This window comes from Desulfolutivibrio sp. (assembly GCF_036584575.1).
Classification (GTDB): Bacteria; Desulfobacterota; Desulfovibrionia; order Desulfovibrionales; family Desulfovibrionaceae; genus Desulfolutivibrio.
The window spans coordinates 1-18,051 of sequence record NZ_JAZHDB010000133.1 but is presented as its reverse complement, the minus strand read 5'-3'; the positions used below and the strand labels follow the sequence as shown (position 1 = coordinate 18,051).

The following is an 18,051-nucleotide window of genomic DNA, read 5'->3' as shown; positions in this document are numbered from 1 at the left end:
TCGCCGCTGCCGTCGAAGCCGGATTCGGCATCCTTGTAGATGCTGTCGAAGGGCTCGGTAAAAAAGGAGCCGAGACCGATGAGGTAAATGCCCTTGTACCCGTTGTAGGGCAGGAATTTTTTGGTGGTTCCGTCGTAGTTGGCCGTGAGAACCTGGCCGGGGTAATTGGGGTCGTTGATGGAGATGGCCCCGGAAGATGCATAGTAGTCGTAGGCCAGGACGGCATGCCGGGCATGCACGGCCGTCTCCTTGTCCTTCAGATACAGCATGACCGGGAGTTTCAAATTCTTGATGGCGTTCACGATGGAGACATAGATATCTTCCTGCGTCATGTTGCTCTGGGCTGCCACCGCTGGAATATAGCTGTTCCACTGCTGTCCAAGAGAGGTATGCGCCCGGGTGGCGATGATGCTTTGGCCCTTGCGGGTTCCCCCGGACTGCAAGGGGATGTCTTCCATGTACTTTGGGTACAGGCCGTCTGCCTTGTTGCTGAAATACCATTGGGCAAAGGCTGAGATGCCGAAGCATTCGCCGCCTGGATTATAGGAAGAACCGGTGTTGACGATCTGAAAGCCGTTTGAGGCCGGGCGATATGTTGTGGCGCCCCCCTCGCCGGTCAGGGCGGCCCATATTTCCGTGAAAAGGGAGGTGTGGAAAATGTCATAGGTGATAGTCCCAGCCGTGCGGTTGATGTTCGTCACCTGGCAGGGTTCCAGATATCCGCTGGAGTCCACATGATAGGGAACCGGAACCACGTTGAGGGTTTTGTTGTAGGGCACGGTGACATGGACGGGTTCATTGAAGGTCGTGGCCCCGGAACTGTGGATGTCCAAAAGGCGCCCGGAGGCGGTTCCGGATTTCGGCGTCAGCGACCCGGAGTTGGAGGATAAGGTGATGGTGGTGTTCTGCTCCACGGCCCCGGCGGGAAAGACCACCGTGACCCCGGCCAGGATGCCCGTCGTGACGGAAATCGTGCCCCCGGCGCTGCCGATTACCTGTGTGGCCTGCGGGGTGTTGGTTCCAATGATGACTTTGACGCCGCTGGTTTTTCCCGGGGCGCCCGCCAGGATGGCCGGGAGAAAGGTCAGTATGGAATCGGCATCGGTCTGTGCCCATAATCGGGCGGGACTCGCCAGGACAAGGAAGACAAGTACGAGGTTTACAATGAATCGCCGCATGGTTTTTCCCCTCCGCAGAGATTGGGGCTGCGGCCCTGACGCCGCCAAAGCCCTGGGTTTACGGATGCCTGGCACGCCAGGCGCGTGGGATTCCCGGTGCTGCGTTGAAGCGTGGGGTGTCTCCCCTTGCCACATCAAAACGAGAAAGGCGCTACGTCAAACGTGCTGTGAAGAAGTATGAAAAACGCCAATTCCTGCCGCCGCATCCCCGTCGCTTTGAACGAGGGAGGGTGCGCTGAGGGGGGGGCGGCCTGAATTGTCAAAGGAGGGCGACCTTTGATTCAATAGTAGTGCAGAATTGTAAGATGTGCAAGGAATTTCACATAAGTTGCGCAGAATCACCTTTCAGGGATGGTGGTGGAAAAGGCCGCAGCGATGAGCTTCCGTTATTGCAAAAGGAGGAGCGGCAACTGTGGTTGATAAAGGGACATTTCATAGGCCCCCATGTCGTATGCACGGCCCCATGGCCTGGCCATGCCCCGTATGTCCGTGCCGGGAGCACCGATGGCTGTACCGGAATCGATGCAGGGCGAGTTGGCCATAAGAAGCGGCATGCCCTCGGGGTCAAAGGCGAAGCGGGGGTTGAGGGCGATGTTGCCGGTTCCGGCGAACCCACCCTGGACATCGGAATACGTCGCCGTGAGAGTTGTTCCCGTGCTGGACACGACTTGGTCGGGCGAATTGTCCCATACTATGAAATTCTGTAGCGAGACGGTGGATGTATCGACGTAGATTCCCCCGCCGGTCGTATTCAGAGAGATGTTTCCGGTCATGGTGACGTTTGCCGCCGTCAGGGTTCCTGAATCATACACCGAGATGCCGCCGCCATGGCCGGTGGCGATATTCCCCATGATGACATTGTTGTATGCCGTGGCGGAGGAATGATAGATGTTGAGTCCTCCACCCCAGTTGATGGCCGTATTCCCAGTAATAACGTTTTCGTGTATGAGCGCGGAACTGGCGTAATATGCGAAAATCCCGCCACCATCGAAGGCAGAGATGTTTGTTGATATCGTGTTTTCGCGGATATCCGTTCCGATGGTGCTGTCGATGCATATTCCAGCTCCACCGCCTCCTTCTGTCCCGGAATAGGTATTTCCGATGATGCGATTATTTTTAATGACCACACCTGTCCCGTTGACCGCGAGAACGCCTCCTCCGCAGCCATCCGCACGGGAACCATTGGTGATGGTGAATCCGTCGAGGGTGACGTTGTCGGCGCTGATCATCTCCACGACGCTTCCCCCCTCCTGGCCATCCAGGATGGTGTCGTTGGCGGAGGGGTTGCGCGGTGTGCCTCCGGCCGCTGGATATCCGCCCAGAAGGGTCACCGCACTAACCATGGCGACACGCTCGAGGTAGGTTCCGGCCGCGACATGGATGGTGTCCGCTCCTGGCGTAACCGCAGCTTTGGCCATGGCCGCGGCAACGGTGGCCAGGGCATGTCCCGTTCCCCAGTCGTCGCCGGGATTCGTGTCATTTCCGCCGGATGTCTGCACATAATATGCAGCGGCTAACGCAGACGTTGAAAAGAAAAGGAAAAGAATGAAAGTGAAGGGATAGAGCATGTGTCTTTTTGCCATGTCTGCCTCCGGCCTTTCGAAAACGCGGGGGGAATGCGAACGATTACGCGATATATCTGAAAAATCCATCTGCTTTGTAGTGGCGTATACACGCATGCCAGGAATACGACAAGGATTTGTCCGCAAAGATGCCATTCTCGTGGGTGATGCCGCCGGGTCCAAGGATTTGCTCCCGGGAAGAACCGGTCGGATATCGCGGGAATGCCGTGTTACCCGTCAGCCGTTTGTCCGTCTGCGGGATTGTGCCTGGCGACGAGACGGCGCAATTCGCCGATGTCGATGGGTTTTGGCAGATGATCGGTCATGCCCGCGCTGATGCAGCGTTCCCGGTCGTCGTCGTGGGTGTGGGCGGTCAGGGCGATGATGGGGATGTCCGGGTCGGCGGAGGCGACCTCGCCCGCTCGGATGCGCCGGGTGGCCTCCATGCCGTCCATGACCGGCATCTGTATGTCCATGAGGATCATGGAGAACGGCCCGTCGGCCAGGGCGTCCAGGGCCTCCTGGCCGTTTTCCACCACAAGGGCGGGGCGCCCCATGCGTTCCAAAACTTTCGAAATGAGCCTGCGATTGATGAGGTTGTCTTCCGCCACCAATATGCGCATGCCGTGGTGCGGCTGTTCCATGAAACGTCTCCCCCGGCGGCCTCTTGGCGTCCCTGGATAGGGCGCCTGGCCGACAGGCCGCAAAGTGGCGTTTCGCGGACCGGGAGTCAAGACGTTTGCCGCGACCCCCGGATGGGGCGTCAGGCCGCCCGTTTCTCCCCGGGACCGGACAGGCGGCGATCCATTTCCCGGACCTTGTCCAGCACCCGTTTGCGGATGTGGCGGAATTCCACCATGTCCTTCATGCCGTAGGATGTCCGGGCATGGCACAGGCCGGAGACGTCCATGATCTCGTTGTACAGATAGGGCAGATACAGCGGATCCTGCTTGAAAAAGACCGTGAGGCGCTGGAACATGGTCCGAATTTCGGCCGTTTTTTTGCCGGGATGCTTGAAGAGTTTCTCCAGATGGTTCCCGGCGTTTTTGAGCGAGGAGGACCACTTGGCCGCACGGGGGGCGAAGACCGGCCGGACCCGGGGCGACCGGGCCCGCTGCAGGGCCGCGAAAAACCGTTCCAGGCTGCCTGGCGCGCAGGACAACGCGCCGCACCGGTGGGCCTCGTCCAGGGTGACGTTTTTGGCCGATTCGATGACCAGGCCGCCGCCGTAGAGGTTGCAGACCCGGATGTTCCCTTCGCGCAGCGTCTGCTCCAGGTCGCGCTTGGCCGCCATGTAGGCCACGGTGGTGTGGATGGTCTGGCCGTGGGCGTTGGTGGTGGTGACCTCGTGCCGGGATGTTCCCCGATGCTTATACGCCGCCGAGTGGTGGCCCGGGGCGTGGGTGTACTCCCCGGCCCAGGAAAAGTCCTGACCGGCCAGAAGGATGCTTGAGACCCCGCAGGCGTACAGAAACCGGAAAAGCGACACGCCCACGTTGCCGCCCGCATCGAGGATCATTTCCTGGTCGGCCATGACATAGGTGGCCAGCCCTCCCACGCTCCACATGGGCAGGGTGGGGCCGGGATACATGGCCAACACCTCGGGGTCCATCTTGGTGGAATAGATGAGCGGGATGTCGGCGGCAAAGGACTTGTCGCGCAGATTGTCGATGCACACCCGCATCTCCGGCCGAAAGTCGATGGCCATGCAGATGTCCGGCCGAAGCCCCGTGCCCTCCAGGGCGGGCAGGGTCTGCAGGGCCGTGGCGTAGAGCGCCCGTCCCCGGCGTTTGGCCAGTTCCGGCGCGAACCGGGCCAGGGACGGCCCGGCCCCGAGAACCACGGCGGCCATGCCCTGGCCCATGCCCCGAAGCCCCAGGAGGCTGCCTTCGGACATGGCCCGGTGATAGTTTTTGAGTTCGTTGCCGACCATGACATCCTGCTTTTGCCGCAGGGTGGACAGCTCCACGGAAATGTTTTCCAGCCTGGCCCGGGCGTGGGCGGTCCACCGGGCGTATTCCGGGCCGAACTGGCTGGAGGGCAGGTCCGAGCGCAGATGGATTTTTCCGAAGATGAAGCAGACGTCCATGGGCCGCAGGCGTTCTTCGAAGACCTTTTTGTCCGGAGGCAGGAATTCCAGCTTCCCCGCCGCCAGAAAGGGGCGATAGTCGGTTTGTCCCAGGCAGGCCAGGAGCAGATCCGCCCGGGGCTCGATGACCAGCACCTTGTGGGTGTCCGGGGTCTTGGTCAGGATATGGTTGATGCCGTAGCCCAGGCCCGAGCCGATGATGATGGTTCCGCCGGCGGCCAGGCGGCCGTCGTCGGCCGGGGTCCAGTCGCGATAGGCCACAGACGGGGGGATGGCGCCGTGCAGCCGCGCGCCCTGTTCCGTCTGATAGTCCAGATGTCCCATGGGGTTTCTGATCAGACGCCCGGGCAGGGTCTCGGGGACGATGTTCTGGGAGGCCAGCCAGGTGATGACCGGGGCCTTGGCCGCCGTCAGGGCGGAGAGGTTGTCCTGCAAAAAAACATTGACGGGCATGGCATCTCCTCGCGCATGGTTTTTTCCCATTTCTAGCAAGTTCCCTGCCACCCTTGCGCAGTGCGCCGTTTTTGCCTAACACACGGCCTGTCCGGACATTTTTCGGAACCATCCCTCCAAGGCGCACGACATGATCCATGACGATATTTTGACTCTCATCGGGAACACCCCCCTGGTGGCCATCCGCCGCTTAAGCCCCAACCCGGCCGTACCCGTGGTGGTGAAGTTCGAGGCCAAAAATCCCGGCGGCTCCATCAAGGACCGGGTGGCCATGGCCATGATCGGCGCGGCCGAGGCCTCGGGCGAACTGACCCGGGACAAGACCGTCATCGAGGCCACCTCCGGCAACACCGGCATCGGGCTGGCCATGGTCTGCGCCGTCAAGGGCTATCGCCTCAGGCTGCTTATGCCCGCCTCGGCCTCCGAGGAACGCAAGCGCATCATGCGCGCCTACGGCGCGGAGATCGTGCTCACCCCCGGGCACATGGGCACCGACGGGGCCATCGAGGAGGCCTATCGACTGGCCCGGGAGCATCCCGACAAGTACGTGCTCATGGACCAGTTCAACAACCCCGCCAGCATCGACGCCCACTACCGGGGCACCGGCCTGGAGATATGGGAGCAGACCAAGGGGAAACTGACCCATCTGGTGGTGACGCTGGGCACCTCGGGCACGGCCATGGGCTGCGCCAAGATCCTCAAGGAGAAAAATCCGGCCGTACGCGTGGTGGCCGTGGAGCCCTCTCCCGGGCACCGCATCCAGGGCCTCAAAAACATGCAGGAGTCTTATCCGCCGGGAATTTATGACAAGCACGCCATGGATGAGATCATCCATGTGGCCGACGAGGAGGCCTTCGAGATGGCCCGGCGTCTGGCCCGGGAGGAGGGCATCCTGGCCGGGATGAGCGGCGGCGCGGCCATGGCCGGGGCGCTTCGCGTGGCCGCCGGGCTGACCTCGGGGCTTGTGGCCACCATTTTGCCCGACGGCGGCGAACGCTACCTGAGCACCACCCTTTTCGCCACGCCCGAAAAAAAGGGCGTGGCCCTGTGCGGCGTCTCCGGGGCGACGACGGCCTATCTCGATCCGGCCGCCGGACCCCACGGCCTCTTCGCCATGGGGCCGCCCCTGACCGGGCCAGGCGATCCGGACGGCTGGCGGCGCATTGTGTTCCTGGACGTGCTGGCCCGCTATCTCAAGCGGGGCGGGGCCAGGGTCGCGGCCGTGGCGGGCCTGGCCGACCTGGAGGACAAGGCCCTTTTGGCCGCCGCCGAGGCCGGTGTGACCCGGGCCGAGTACGTCGCCCGGGCCATGGACGTTTTGTCCCGGACGGCCGCCCGCCTTGGCGTGGAGGTCGCCTTCGTGGCCGCCTCGTCGGCCACGGATCGGGCCGTGGACCTGGCCGACAAGCTCATGCGCCGGGGCCTGGCCTATGAGAAACTGCGCAGCGTCTATTTCGACGTGGCCCGGGACAAGGGCTACGGGGAACTCCTGCATGCCGACCAAAGCAAACTGGCCCTGGGCAAAACCGTGGACCTGGCGGCCTATCTCAAGGAAAATCCCCAGGATTTCACCCTGCTCAAACGTGTCAGCTTAAAAGACCTCAAACGCGGCGACCTGCTGGTCACCCCCTGGGGCAATGTCCGGCCGAGTTGGTTTTTGCAGATGGCCGTGGCCGCCCTGGCCGGGCTTCCGGCCATCAGCGTGGTGGTGGCTGGCGAGGACCAATGCTTTCCGCACCTGGAGAACCTGCGCTCCATCTGGGCCCGGGCGGCCGGGGTCAGTCCGGCGGCCTGGCTCGTGACCGGGCAGGTCAAGGGGGGCGAACCGGCCCACCGGGAGGCGGAGCCGTCGATCCCCGACGTCGAGGGCCTCGCGGCCGGGGGGATGGCCTTCCGGGACGTGCGCATGTGGCTTTTGTCCGCCGCCTACCGCAAGTCCCTGTCCCTGGCCCCGGACACCCTGGCCATGTGGGGCAAAAACCGGGCCCGGGTCCAGGAGACGGCGGTCATGTTGTCGGAGATCGCTCACAGCGCCGCTGGCGGCGCCGCGTCCGGCAAGGAGTCGGACACCCCGGCCGCCCTGGCCGCCAGGGGGTTGTTCCCGGCCCTGGCCAAGGCCCTGGAGGACGATCTGGGACTGTACCGCTTTTGGCCCGACCTGTTCGCATTTTGCCGGACCATCAACACCCTGGCCGCCTCCCGCAGCCTGTCCGCGGCGGACGCCGCCCTCTGTCTGGCGGCCCTGGGCGAGGTGGACGGGGTGCTCGGGCTTTTGGACGAAAACGCCCTGCCCGTGCCCCGGACCCGGTGGCCCGAGGCCGTGGCCGCCCTGGTGGCCAGCCGGGAGAGGGCCCGCCGCGACAAAGACTTCATGTTGGCCGACCGTCTGCGCGACGATATCGCCGCGGCCGGATTCCGCCTGGACGACACCCCGTCCGGGACGCGGCTTTTTCCCGCGTCCGGGCAGGGCTCGTAAGCCGGGGGCGATTTACGGGACGTGCTTTTTGAGAAAGGCGGCGGTCTGCCGGATGACCGTGGGATGGTAGAGAAGGGCCACATGGCTCATGGGCGGGGTGTTCACGGTGCTCCAGCCCGCTCCGGCCATGGCGCTTGAGGCGTTTGGCAGCACCATGTCGTCGGCGGGGCTTACGATGTTGAGTTTTTGCACGGCCACGGCCTCGGGCCGGGCCTCAAGGGCCGGGAAAAGCGGCGAACCGGGCAGAAGCTGCCTGCCCACCGTGCTGCAAAAGGCCAGGGCGGCCACCTTGCTGCCGTGATGCGGCGCGCCGAGGGTCACGGCGGCCACGGCGGCCCGGGCGATGCGCGGGTCGGCCAGCAGGCGGCGGATGAAGAGCCCGCCCATGCTGTGCCCCACCAGCGAGATGCGCGGGGTGTCGTCGAGAATGGCATGGACCTGGGCGATGAGGCGCTGTGCGATATCCTCGAAGGTGTGCGCCCCAAAGGAGTTGTAGGCCAGGGCGTGGCTTCGGCCGAGTCCGGCCATGGCCAGGGCCGGGCCGAACACGATCCAGGCCCCCGGGGTGTGGTAGAGGCCGTGGATGAGCACCACCCCGGGCCGTGAGCTGGGGGCCTTTCCCCGGGGACGCCACAGAAACGGGAAAAACCCCAGGGGAAAGGTCAACGTCGTCAAAAACATCGCCCCCACGCCCCAGCAAAAGGCCCGGACCATGTCCCGGCGGGACAGGGGCGGGGTTTTGTCCGGAGCGTTGACGGCTTCATAGATGAACAGGGAATAGCTGATCAGGCTTATGATGATGGCGAAGATCAGGATGGCGGACAAAAGGGGCATGGGCCGGTCACCTCGTGGATGCGGTTATTTTGAAGGATGAAAGGTAACGGGAAGCCGGAGGGGGCGCAAGAGAGGCCGGGCCGGAGGGCTGAGGCCGATCAAGGAGACCAGGCCCGATCCCGGGTCTTTGATTGGTGAGGCCGGGCGCCTGGGCGGACGAGTGAGGCGTCTCGTATAGCTTTTATGAGTATTTTCAAGGTATTGTCTCTTCGCTGGGGGTTGGGGGATTGGCCTGGGCGCTTGGGAGAAAGGGAACGAAATGAAGTCCGGCCAGGAAAATCTGTTGACAGGGGACGGGCCGGAGGATAAACGCTTTTCTTCGCAAGGCGGGCGGGTAGCTCAGCTGGGAGAGCATCGGCCTTACAAGCCGGGGGTCACAGGTTCGAGTCCTGTTCCGCCTACCAGGATGCGGCATGCGGGGCCGTAGTTAAGCTGGTTATAACGCCGGCCTGTCACGTCGGAGGGCGCGAGTTCGAGTCTCGTCGGCCCCGCCACAAGAAAGCAAGGGTTTGGAAGACAGCTTCCAAACCCTTTTTTCTTTGCTGCGCCCGGACCTGCCGCGCCGCCGGGGGCTTTTTCGCGTCAGCCTTGTCGGACATCCCGAACGGCCGGGAGGCGAGGCCCATGCCCGCTCGGACGCGGGGCGGCCGATTTGTCCAGCCATATGTCCTTGTTCAGATCTGGCCATGCCCGTGCGGACGCGGGGCGGCCGTTTGTCTGCGGCCGGGATTCGCCCTGCACTCCGGGCCGGGCCGCCTCTGTCGGGAGAGCAAGCGGCAGGCCTCCGGGCTGCCTGGCCGTCGTGCTGCGGCGACAGGGCGTGATGCCGGGGATGTCGTGGGAATCGTTGATTTTCCGGGGGGGGGCGTCCGGGGAAAGGGCGATGTTGTCGATGCCCTGCGCGCATGGGCTGTCGGGTTGTCCCGGGGGGGGGCGACGGCGGCTTGGGCTTCCGGGGTTTGTCGCCAGCCGGGGCTGGGGTTTTTGGTCAAAATGCGAAATAAATATTGACTGCCAGGGCCGCTTTAAGTACACCAAAAAATTCACGCGGTGACTGTAGCTCAGTTGGTAGAGTACCAGGTTGTGGCCCTGGGTGCCGTGGGTTCGAGCCCCATCAGTCACCCCATTTTTCCTTGTCAAAAGGCCCGGTTAACAGCCGGGCCTTTTGCTTTTTCAGGCCTTTTTTTCCCGTCGGAGATACGGCCGGGGCAGCCCTGTGGCGGGTGGCGCGCGGCCCGAAGGCAGTCTTTGGGCCGCGCGCCGGGCATGGCAGATCGCTATGCCTCGCGAAGCGTGCGGTAGCGGGCCAGATCCTCCACGGACAAAAGCGGGTAGTCGTGCCGCCTGGCGAAGGCCGCCACCTCCGGCAGACGGGCCATGGAGCCGTCGCTGTTGGTCAGTTCGCACAACACGCCGCTTGGGTCAAAGCCCGCCAGCCGCATGAGGTCCACCGTGGCCTCGGTGTGCCCCCGGCGTTCCAGCACCCCGCCGGGTTTGGCCCGTAGCGGAAAGACGTGCCCCGGATGCACCAGGTCCGACGGTTTGGCGGAGGCGGCCACGGCGGCTTTCACCGTGGCCAGGCGGTCGGCGGCCGACACCCCGGTGGTGACGCCGTGCGCGGCCTCGATGCTCACGGTGAAGGCCGTGCCGTTTTTGCAGGTGTTTTTGGCCACCATGGGCGGCAGCTCCAGGGCGTCGGCCTTTTCGTCCGTGAGGCACAGGCACACGATGCCGCTGCACTCCCGGATGAGCATGGCCATCTGTTCCCGGGTGAGGGTCTGGGCGGAAAAAATGAGGTCGCCCTCGTTTTCCCGGGACTCGTCGTCCACGACCAGGATGCCGCGCCCCTGCCGCAGGGCGGTCAGGGCGCGCTCGACGTTTTTCACCGGGGACGACTCGAAACACATGGGGGACTGATTCATGGTAACGCTCCTTGCATCGTTTGGAGTACCAGAATCAGGGCGTAAGGATGGACGGATCCGTGCCGCGGCTGGCTGCAACGCGGCCGGACGCAAAAACGTCCGGCGCGTCCCGCTTTACCGGGCGCGACAGGATATGGCGCGCGGCTCACGGTCCGCGCGCGTGTCGTCTCCTCTTCCATCCGGACTGTCACCGTCGGCTCCGGCCTTGCACCGGATCTGCTGACCCCCCGGCCGGTTCGGCCAGGGGCGCTCGCGGGCTCCCCGGAATGTCCGGGATACCGCCGGTGGGGAATTGCACCCCGCCCTGAGGATGGCGGGAGGTGTACCGCGCTTGCGGCCGGATCGCAACCCGTAAGGCCGGTGCGCATCGAATTCGGGTTGACGGGGAAGGGGACGGCGGAAACGTCGTTTGACATTTGAACTAAAAAAAGTACACTGCCTGAGGCATCCAAGGATGAAAGCGTTCCCGCATGAAAAGACTTCCTGCGTATTTCTACCGGACGGAAACCGGGAAGGAACCTGTCCGTGAGTGGCTGCAAAGCCTGAATCGCGAAGACAGAAAGGCCGTTGGCCAGGACGTGAAACTGGTGGAATTCGGCTGGCCGGTCGGGATGCCGACCTGCAAACCCATGGGTGAGGGGATTTTCGAGATTCGGACAGTCCTTTCGAGTGGGAGAATTTCCCGGGTGTTCTTTTGCGCTGAGGAGGGGAACATGTATTTATTGCATGGCATCATCAAAAAAACACAGAAAACGCCGAAAGGTGATCTGGAAATCGCCAGGAGACGACGGAAACATGTGCTGGAATGGATCCATAAGACATGATGATTTCATGATGTCTGAATACTTTAATTTGTTATTGTGCATACTTTGTCTATCTTGTTGTGGAGAACGCCATGAATAACGAATGCCATGATTGCATCGGGTCTTCCTTTGATGATTTTCTGAGACAAGACGGCGCCTATGAGGATTGCCAAGCGGCGGCGATCAAGAAAGTCATTGCCTGGCAGCTTCGTTCCTTCATGGAAGTCGAAAAGGTCACCAAGATGGATTTGGCCCGGAGGATGGGAACCAGCCGGTCTTTTGTGGATAAAATTCTCGATGCGTCAAACACCTCCATCACCCTGGCGACCATCCTTAAGGTCGGGCGCATCATCGGCAAGCCGGTGCGCATCGAATTCGGGGATGACGGGGAGGGGGGCGGCGGAAACGTCTGTCACGCCTGAATCAGTGGATAAGCGGTCATGTTTTTCCCGTCTTCCGGCGGCGTCCGACGCTGCTGAGCAGTCCTTCGGACGCCGCCGGGAGCGGGAGGTCCGCAGGAACAGCGTCCCTGCGGGCGGGGTCCGGGGCGGCCGCCCCGGTTTATGCTATTCCAGCGTCTCCACGAAGGCCTCGACCCGGGTCTTGAGCTGGCCGATGTCCTCCATGCTGTAGCCCGTCTCCAGGGTCAGGGACGGGATGCCCTTGTTCGTCAGGATGGGCTCCATCTTCATGGCCTCGTTGGCGTAGGGCTGGCAAAAAAGCAGGGTGTACTGGATCACGCCGTCGGCGTGCAGCCGGTTGGCCAGCTCCAGGATGTTCCCCGGCCGCTCGGCATTGGGCGTGAAGCAGGCGCAGTCGATCTTCATGTACCGGTCGGCGATGGCGTCGAGCATGGCCTCCACGCCGCCCGCCGCGTCCGGCGTCAGGTTGCGGGTGTTGCGCTCGCCGATGCACGACTCCTCGCCCACGATCACCGCTCCCGAGCTTTCGACCACAAACGGCAGCTTCCAGTTGGGCACGGCCATGGGACAGCCCGACAACAGCACACGCTTCGTGCCCTTGGGGGCCACGCCTTCGCCCGCCGCCACCCGGGCCTCCAGTTCGTCGCACAGGGCATTGATCTGGGTGGTGAACCGGATGGGATCGTCGTAGAAGCTGATCTGGTTGATGAGCAGCGCATCGCGGCCGGAGATGGGGGCCGGGTCGGCGGCCCGCAGGGCCGACAGGCGCTGCAGGGCCTTGCGCTTGCCGTTGACGATGTCGATGCCGCGTTTGAGGTCGTCGGCGGTGATGGTCTTCCCGGTCAGCTCCTCAAGACGGGCCTTGAAACGCCGCACCTCCGCCCGCCACAGGGCCTTGGCCGCGTCGGACTTGGTCTGCGGGATCTCCATGATGTACATGGGGGCATACTCGGCAAAGCCCTCATAGGCCTTTTTCTTTCCGTCGCAGGTGGTCTCCCCGACCACCATGTCGCTGGATTCCAGGTAAGGACACAGGCGGGACAGCTTGAAGCCCACGAAGGACTTGATGAGATCGCAGGTGTTGCGCGGCACCAGGCGTTCGGCGGACTCCATGCCCACCTCGGCCCCGGCGCACAGCCCGATCTGCACACAGTCGGCGGCCAGCACCAGCTCCTCCGGAACGTAGACGCAGAATGTGCCGATGATCTTTTTTCCGTTTGCCTTGGCGTCCTGGATCTCCTTGATGCGCAGTCCATGCACTTCGCTTAACACGAAATCCATGTACTCCATGCCCTTGAGGCGGTTTTCCTGGCTCAAGTAAATGTCGCCGTAAAATTTTCCAAGCACATGCAACAGCCCCTCGTGGGCCGTCAGATCGAGATTGAGCTTTTCCCACATTTCGTCATAAGCGCCAGCCATGGTGTTCCTCCTGGTTGAAATCACACATTCTGGATTGTGATAGAGGGAAAAGGGCTGGGGTACAAATTGATAGTTACGATGCAAAATACGTTCTGCTATTGGTTTATATGATGTAGGCCCGTTGCGGCGCGGCTCAACATTGAGGTTGTTTCGGGATGGGCATTGGGCATACACTGGCCGAAACGGACGACGCCACGGCGCATGGGGCGCCAGGTGGCGAAAAACGCCAAGGATGGACGATGGAACTGGTCAAGACGGTCAAATCCGCCGGTTGAGCGGCCAAAATTTCTCCGGGGGACCTGGAGGAGGTTTTGGCCGGGCTTTCGCTCGATGATCCGCACGGACGGCTTTTGACGGGCGCGCGGGACAGCGAGGACGCGGCAATTTTGCGGTTTCCGCCGGGCAAGGCTCTGGTGCAGACCGTGGACTTTTTCACGCCCATCGTAAATGACCCCTTCCGCTTCGGGCGCATCGCCGCAGTCAACTCCCTGTCCGACGTCTACGCCATGGGCGGCGAGCCCTATGCAGCCATGAACATCGTGTGCTTCCCCATAAATAAGATGGACAAAGGCATCCTGCGCGAGATCTTGCGCGGCGGCCTGGACGCCATGGCCGAGGCCGGGGCGGTGTTGGCCGGGGGGCACAGCGTCGAGGACGAGGAGATCAAATACGGCCTGTCCGTGTCCGGGGTGGTGGATGCGGACAATTTCGCCTCCAACCGGGGCATGCGCCCGGGCGACACGCTGATCCTGACCAAGCCCCTGGGCACGGGGGTGCTGGCCACGGCGCTCAAGGGCGACATGGGCGATCCGGCCGTTTTGGAGGATATCCTTTTCCGTTGGGCCGGTCGGTTGAACAAGGTCGGCGGGGCGGTGGTGCGCGACCTCAAACTGCGCGCGGCCACGGACGTGACCGGCTTCGGCCTGGGCGGGCATCTGCTGGAGATGGCCGGGGCGTCGCAGGTGGCGGTGGAGCTTGATCTTTCCCAGGTGCCGTTTCTGCCCGAGGCCGTGGAGTTCGCCTCCATGGGCATGATCCCGGCCGGAAGTTTCGCCAACCGCAATTTTTGCTTGAAAAACGTGCAGGCGGCCCAGGGGGTCGACCCCATCCTTCTGGACCTGGTTTTCGACGCCCAGACCTCGGGCGGCATGCTCCTGGCGGCGCCGGAGGACCGGGTGGAGAAGGCCCGGGACATGCTTTTGGCTGGCGGGGACATGGCCGAGATCGTGGGCCGGGCCGTGCCCGAGGAGTCCGGCCAGGCGAGGCTGCGTATCCGGTAGGGTGGACGAGGGTGGGGAGGGTGACGCCTCCGGCGGCCAAAGGGCCTTGGCCCTTTGGAATCCCGTAGCGGGGGGGGCCGCAATAAGGCAAATGTAAACGCGGCGGAGGGATATCCCCCCCGCTGCGTTTTTATGTCCGGTGGGTCGCCCGGGATCAGGGCCGGGGGATGGTCAGGCTGTCCCCGATGCGCAGGGACGAGGCGTCTTTCAGATTGTTGGTGGACATGAGGGCCTTGGGCTCCACGCCGAATTTCTTGGCGATGCCCCACACGGTGTCCCCCTGGGCCACCTTGTGACTGACGCCCTTGGCCGCGGCCGGTGCAGCCGATGCGCCCTGTGCGCCTTGTGCGCTTGGAGCGGCGGGCCTGGGGGCCGGTGCCTTGGCGGCCGTCTGGATCGGCGCTGTCGGCTTGGGCTGGGGGAGCGCGGCTTGGGCCACCTGGAAGGGCCTGGGCGACTGGAGGGCGGCTGGCTGCGGGACTGCCGGGGCCTGGGCTGCGGCGGGGCCCGGGATGGCGAGGGTTTTTCCGACCTGGAGGGCGCTTGGGGAGGAAATGGCGTTGGCGGCCAAAAGGCTCTGGGGGCTGACGGAAAAACGCTTGGCGATGGCATGGATGGTGTCGCCCGGCTTGACCACATAGGAGGCCGACCGGCCGGTGTCCGGCGGTGCGGCGGACGCCTTGCCGGAGGGCATTTTCCCTGCGGCGGCCTTGCCGGCCGCAGTCTTCTGGGCCACCAGCGCCTGGGCGGATTTGGTCTCCGCGCCGGGGATGACCAGCACCTTGCCGATGGACAGGCTTTGGGGCGAGGCGATGTTGTTGGCGGCCATGAGTTCCTGAGGGGAGACGCCATAGCGGGAGGAAATGGCGCTGACGGTGTCGCCCTTTTGGATGGTGTGGCTGGAGGCGCCCGTGTCCGTGGCGGCCATCTGCCGGATTTCCCTGGGCAGGCTCGGAGCGCGGGCCATTTGGGCGTCAGCCGCGCCGCCGGGGATGGTCAGCCAGCGGCCGACGGACAGCTTGCTTGAGGGTTTCATGCGGTTGGCCTGGGCCAGTTCGCTGGCGGACACGCCGTAGCGCGAGGCGATGGCCTTGAGGGACTCGCCCTTGCGCACCCGGTGTTTGCCCGAGGCCGGGGCCTTGGCGGATGGCGCGCCACGATCTTCGAATTCGGCCAACAGCCCGGCCTCCTTGCTCGATCCGCTGGCCGGGATGCGCACGGCCGTGCCCGAGGCCAAGGCGTCGGGAACCTGGGCGTTGTATTCGCGAAGCGCCGCCACGGGGATGCCCGTGCGCCGGGAGATGTTCCACCATGTCTCGCCGGACTGGGCCAGATAGGTCTGGTAGCCGGCCGGGGAGTGGGACTCGGGATTTTTCAGGAAGGCCATGGCCAGCTCATACTTGGCCTGGGGCACGTAGACCGTGCTTTCCCGCCCCGGGGGGCTCACCTGGCGGCGGAACCCGGCGTTGGCTTCGTGGAAGCTCTCCCAGTCCACGCCCACGGCCTGGGCCATGGCCAGAAGGTCCGTGCCGCCTGGAACCGGGACTTCCTTCATGGTCGGCCCGGCCTGCCAGTTGACCGGCCGGAATCCCAGAGTGTCCAGGTTCTGGAAGATCTTGAGCACGGCCAGGAACTTGGGCACGTAATGGCGCGTTTCCTGTTTGAGCAGGGCGGGATTTTTGGCCAGATCGAAAAAATCCTGCTGGCCGCTTTGGGCCATGGCCCGGGAGACCTTGCCTTCCCCGGCGTTGTAAGCGGCCAGGGCCAGATGCCAGTCCCCGAACATCTGATAGAGCACCGTGAGGTATTTGGCGGCGGCCACTGTGGCCTTGTAGGGATTGCGTCGTTCATCCTCCCACCAGTCCACGGTCAGGCCGAAGCGTTTGGCGGTGTAGGGCATGAACTGCCACATGCCGCCCGCCCCGGCGTGGGAATAGGCCATGGAGTTGTAGCCGGACTCGATAAAGGGCAGCACCACGAGGTCGGGAGGCAGGTTGAAGCTGGTCATGACGGCCCGGACATAGGCCAGATGCGGCTCGGCCCGCACCAGCCAGCGTTCCATGGTGCCGCGTTTCTCCATGGAGAAGTACTGGAGAAAGGTTTGGACTTCCTCGGTCTCGCGCACGTCCAGGTCGAACTGGATTTCGCCGCGTGAGGCCAGGGCGCGCTTTTCCTGCTCGGTCAGGGGGCGGCCGCGCTTAAGGTCTTCGAGAATTTTCGTATCCCACAACTCGGGCTCAAGGTTGGCCCGCATGTCGTAGTTTTCCTTGTCAGCCTGGTTCTTTCCTCCGCAACCGGGTACGACAAGAAGCAAAAGACAAATAAATAGGGTTACATAAGCCGACATGCGTCCTCCGCGATACGCCTACGCCATGGAAGACGGCGCAAGGGAACAGGCGGCTCCCGCGTGAGGGAGGGCACCTGAAAAATGCAGGTATTTCCAAGATAATTGAGTAATTGTAAGCCAGTAGCCCAGTGGACTCAAATGCGCAACTAAAAAAAAATTTAGGCTTTGCCCGGCAAAAGGTGTTCCCTTTTGTCCGGTTTCGGGAAAAAATCAGCACCATGAACCAGTCACGCCATCCAAACACGCCGCCAGGTTCCGAACGCCATTCCGTAGAGTCCTCCACCTCCCCGCGCAGGCCCGGGGGAGACAGGACGTCCTCCGCCGTCCCCGAGGATGTGGTGCCCGGCAAAAAACCCGTGCGCGAGCTGCTTTCGGCGGACCCGCGCCGGGTGGACGCCGTGGTCATGCGCCGGGACCGGCACGGCAAGGACATGGCCGATATCCTCGACGCCTGCCGGGCCGCCGGGGTGCGCTTCCGGTTCGCCCCCAAGGAAGATCTGGACCGGTTGTGCGGCGGGGCCACCCACCAGGGGGTCGTGGCGCTCCTTGCCGCCGCGCCCCTGGCCGATCTGGGGGATGTGCTCGATTCCGGCCTGGCCTCGCCGTTCCCTGTCGTTCTGGCCCTGGATCAGGTGCAGGACACGGGCAACGTCGGCGCCCTGGCCCGCACCCTCTACGCCCTGGGCGGCGGCGGCATGGTCATCCCCAAGCACGAGGCCGCCCGGCTCGGCCCCGGCGCGGCCCGGGCCTCGGCCGGGGCCCTGTCCCGGCTGGCGGTGCATAAGGCCGTGAACCTGTCCCGAGCCCTGGAGACGTTTGCCGACCGGGGCTACGCCATCGTCTGCGCCACGGACGACCCCGAGGCCGTCGACGCCTTCACCGCCCAACTTCCGTTTCCCATGGTGCTGGTGCTGGGCAACGAGGACAAAGGCATCCGGTCCTGCGTGGCCAGACGCTGCGACCTGAAATTGCGCATCCCCTTCGCCCGCCAGTTCGACTCCCTAAACGTCGCCCAGGCCGGCGCCGTCATCCTGGGACTGGCCGCCGCCCAGCGCGCCCGTGAGGCGGGCTGAAGCCATCAATCGGGGCTGCCGCCCCGAACCCCGCCCGGGGGAAATCATTTCCCCCGGACCCCCTGATATCGTTGGCGTTTTCTGACAAGCGGAGCTTGTCAGAAAACGCCAACGAAAGCCAGGTGGTTCGGAGAGAATGCTCTCTCCCGCACGCGGACGCGAAGCGCGATGAAGTTTTTTGGAGGGGGGTCCA

At 63.7% G+C, this 18,051-nt stretch carries 13 protein-coding genes, 3 tRNA genes and 1 riboswitch; of the genes, 8 read left to right on the top strand and 8 right to left on the bottom strand.

The features are described 5' to 3' along the window. From V3572_RS10055 to V3572_RS10040, 4 genes are all read right to left on the bottom strand, one after another. Nucleotides 1–1,178: hypothetical protein (locus V3572_RS10055; protein ID WP_332110863.1), on the bottom strand; the 1,178-nt coding region annotated here is incomplete at its 3' end. 386 nt (nucleotides 1,179–1,564) lie between these two features. Next, on the bottom strand, nucleotides 1,565–2,761 hold the full coding sequence (locus V3572_RS10050) for a right-handed parallel beta-helix repeat-containing protein (RefSeq protein ID WP_332110862.1): 1,197 nt from the start codon (nucleotides 2,759–2,761) through the stop codon (nucleotides 1,565–1,567). A 209-nt stretch (nucleotides 2,762–2,970) separates the two neighbouring features. Next, complete coding sequence (locus V3572_RS10045; RefSeq protein ID WP_332110861.1) at nucleotides 2,971–3,384, bottom strand: response regulator; 414 nt, start codon at nucleotides 3,382–3,384, stop codon at nucleotides 2,971–2,973. Nucleotides 3,385–3,503: 119 nt separating this feature from the next. Then, nucleotides 3,504–5,282: a motility associated factor glycosyltransferase family protein gene (locus V3572_RS10040; protein ID WP_332110860.1), complete on the bottom strand. Its 1,779-nt coding sequence runs from the start codon at nucleotides 5,280–5,282 to the stop codon at nucleotides 3,504–3,506. Nucleotides 5,283–5,412: 130 nt separating this feature from the next. Between V3572_RS10040 and V3572_RS10035 the strand changes: the two genes are divergently transcribed. Further along, a complete protein-coding gene (locus V3572_RS10035) occupies nucleotides 5,413–7,758 on the top strand; it encodes a cysteine synthase (RefSeq protein ID WP_332110859.1) in 2,346 nt (781 codons plus the stop codon). A 12-nt stretch (nucleotides 7,759–7,770) separates the two neighbouring features. Here V3572_RS10035 and V3572_RS10030 read toward each other — a convergent pair whose 3' ends face one another. After that, nucleotides 7,771–8,592, bottom strand: coding sequence for an esterase/lipase family protein (locus V3572_RS10030; RefSeq protein ID WP_332110858.1), 822 nt, complete (start codon nucleotides 8,590–8,592; stop codon nucleotides 7,771–7,773). Nucleotides 8,593–8,920: 328 nt separating this feature from the next. Here V3572_RS10030 and V3572_RS10025 point away from each other — a divergent pair. The 3 genes from V3572_RS10025 to V3572_RS10015 all read left to right on the top strand — a co-directional run bounded on the left by V3572_RS10025 (nucleotide 8,921) and on the right by V3572_RS10015 (nucleotide 9,718). Further along, nucleotides 8,921–8,996, top strand: a tRNA-Val gene (locus V3572_RS10025). 13 nt (nucleotides 8,997–9,009) lie between these two features. Continuing rightward, nucleotides 9,010–9,086: transfer RNA gene (locus tag V3572_RS10020), tRNA-Asp, on the top strand. A gap of 556 nt (nucleotides 9,087–9,642) precedes the next feature. Beyond that, nucleotides 9,643–9,718: transfer RNA gene (locus V3572_RS10015), tRNA-His, on the top strand. 151 nt (nucleotides 9,719–9,869) lie between these two features. Here the strand turns inward: V3572_RS10015 and ribB are convergent. Continuing rightward, complete coding sequence (ribB, locus tag V3572_RS10010) at nucleotides 9,870–10,514, bottom strand: 3,4-dihydroxy-2-butanone-4-phosphate synthase (protein WP_332110856.1); 645 nt, start codon at nucleotides 10,512–10,514, stop codon at nucleotides 9,870–9,872. A 163-nt stretch (nucleotides 10,515–10,677) separates the two neighbouring features. Beyond that, a riboswitch (FMN riboswitch) is annotated at nucleotides 10,678–10,830 on the bottom strand. A 154-nt stretch (nucleotides 10,831–10,984) separates the two neighbouring features. Here ribB and V3572_RS10005 point away from each other — a divergent pair. Continuing rightward, the gene (locus V3572_RS10005; protein WP_332110855.1) at nucleotides 10,985–11,338 is read left to right on the top strand and encodes a type II toxin-antitoxin system RelE/ParE family toxin; all 354 of its coding nucleotides are present in this window, start codon (nucleotides 10,985–10,987) and stop codon (nucleotides 11,336–11,338) included. Between the two features lie 71 nt (nucleotides 11,339–11,409). After that, entirely contained in the window at nucleotides 11,410–11,739 is a 330-nt protein-coding gene (locus V3572_RS10000) for a Fis family transcriptional regulator (protein WP_332110854.1), read from the top strand. Between the two features lie 144 nt (nucleotides 11,740–11,883). On the opposite strand, the gene V3572_RS09995 is transcribed toward V3572_RS10000, so the two are convergent. After that, nucleotides 11,884–13,158, bottom strand: coding sequence for a double-cubane-cluster-containing anaerobic reductase (locus tag V3572_RS09995; protein ID WP_332110853.1), 1,275 nt, complete (start codon nucleotides 13,156–13,158; stop codon nucleotides 11,884–11,886). Between the two features lie 239 nt (nucleotides 13,159–13,397). Between V3572_RS09995 and selD the strand changes: the two genes are divergently transcribed. Then, on the top strand, nucleotides 13,398–14,438 hold the full coding sequence (selD, locus tag V3572_RS09990) for a selenide, water dikinase SelD (protein ID WP_332110852.1): 1,041 nt from the start codon (nucleotides 13,398–13,400) through the stop codon (nucleotides 14,436–14,438). A gap of 154 nt (nucleotides 14,439–14,592) precedes the next feature. On the opposite strand, the gene V3572_RS09985 is transcribed toward selD, so the two are convergent. After that, nucleotides 14,593–16,692, bottom strand: a complete 2,100-nt coding sequence (locus V3572_RS09985) for a LysM peptidoglycan-binding domain-containing protein (protein ID WP_332110851.1) — start codon at nucleotides 16,690–16,692, stop codon at nucleotides 14,593–14,595. 311 nt (nucleotides 16,693–17,003) lie between these two features. Between V3572_RS09985 and V3572_RS09980 the strand changes: the two genes are divergently transcribed. Then, nucleotides 17,004–17,858 (top strand): TrmH family RNA methyltransferase, encoded by an 855-nt coding sequence (locus V3572_RS09980; RefSeq protein ID WP_332110850.1) that lies wholly within the window; start codon nucleotides 17,004–17,006, stop codon nucleotides 17,856–17,858. The last annotated feature ends 193 nt before the right edge of the window (nucleotides 17,859–18,051 follow it).